Origin of the sequence: Virgisporangium ochraceum (assembly GCF_016863655.1) — a bacterium.
GTDB classification, from domain to species: domain Bacteria; phylum Actinomycetota; class Actinomycetes; order Mycobacteriales; family Micromonosporaceae; genus Virgisporangium; species Virgisporangium ochraceum.
Genome location: NZ_BOPH01000181.1, coordinates 1 through 1,361, shown reverse-complemented (window position 1 = coordinate 1,361; position 1,361 = coordinate 1). Strand labels below are relative to the sequence as shown.

Sequence of the window (1,361 nt, the reverse complement as noted above, 5' to 3'; positions counted from 1 at the left end):
ATGTGGTGCTTCTGAGTTGTGCACCCTGGTGTGACTGCCGGCGATAGGCGGCGGGCTGTGCCGTCGCTGGCACTCTCGCGCGAGCAGTAGCCTGCTCAAGCTTCTGGCCGCGAAATCCCTTGCCCCGGCTGCCAGGATCGAGGCATGAGTCGCACCGGTTGGAACCCGGTTCGCCGGAACCGGAACATCGGAACCGCGAAGAGCGGGCACGGCCGGGACAATCGCCTGGTCATCCCCGCGCGGTGGTCGGAGGAGCGCGTCTTCTGGGAGAAACTGCGCGACCCGGTGATCGTCAGGCGCGCGCTCGACGAGCGTGTCTTCGCCGTCGTGGTCGAGCCGGTGCTGACGGGCTATACCCATTGCTGCACGCCGGATGACGTCTTCGCTGTGGTTGATCTGGTGCCGCCGGATGACCTTGACGATCTGCGGGTGTTCGTGCTGCGCCAACCCACGCGCAAACAGGCGGTAGTCTCTCCGGTTTGGGGCCGGTTGGCGTACTTCGCCGAACTGGGGCGGCTTCGTGGGCCTGCGGTCTACCTCGAAGCCCAGGAACTCGGCCGCCCATGGCAGCGGAAGGCCTCGATGTCGGTCGAGGATCGGCGCGAGTTTGAACGGCTACTCGCGGACGGGCACCGCGCACGCAGGGTTCCGACGGGCTACCGCTGGGAGCTGACGCTCGAGGCGGCTCGGGCCACCCAGCTGTATCGGACCTTGTTGCATGAGATCGGGCACCAGGTGGACTACCTGCGATCCGTCGACAGACCTCGCGCTGCCCTACCCTGCGACCACCCGGACTGGGACGTCCTCTCCGACCTGTATTGGGCCAAATCGTCGCGGGAGAAGGAGGCATTTGCGCACCGCTACGCCGATGAACTCGGCGAGCGGCTGCGGCGAGGCGGGAAGCTGCCGTTCGAGCGCTATGCCGATCCCGGGCGTCTTCGATCACAGGGGTTGGATCCAGAGTGGTTCGGGGCTACATCGTGACCGCTGCGACGGGATCAACCACGCCGGACTGCTGAACGAAGCTGCCTCCAGCCAGGGCTTCCAGGGCGGTGGCAGGACACGCAGCGCGCCAGCCCGCTGCTCGATTTGGTTACTCGACGTCGGACTTCGCCCACTCATGCACCATGGTCCAAGCCCGCCAGCCAGCGCTGGCTGATCGACCACAGGCTCACCGAGCGACGAAAAACTCGACCTGCACGGATGGAAGCGACGTCGCGAGTCAACCGCCGGGAACGGCGAATCGCCGTCGGTAGGCCCGGCCCCGGATTCGTCCGATGCACGGTTCCGGGCCGGCTTGAACGGCCGATAGCCCGCCGACGCGTCACCAGCTGTACCTGGCCCGGGAGACAGCTCCCGGA

1 protein-coding gene is annotated in these 1,361 nt (G+C 66.8%); it reads left to right on the top strand.

All coding sequences use genetic code 11. The annotated features are described in order from the left end of the window. The first annotated feature begins 144 nt into the window (after positions 1 to 144). On the top strand, positions 145 to 984 hold the full coding sequence (locus Voc01_RS52575) for a hypothetical protein (RefSeq protein WP_203935332.1): 840 nt from the start codon (positions 145 to 147) through the stop codon (positions 982 to 984). Positions 985 to 1,361: the final 377 nt, after the last annotated feature.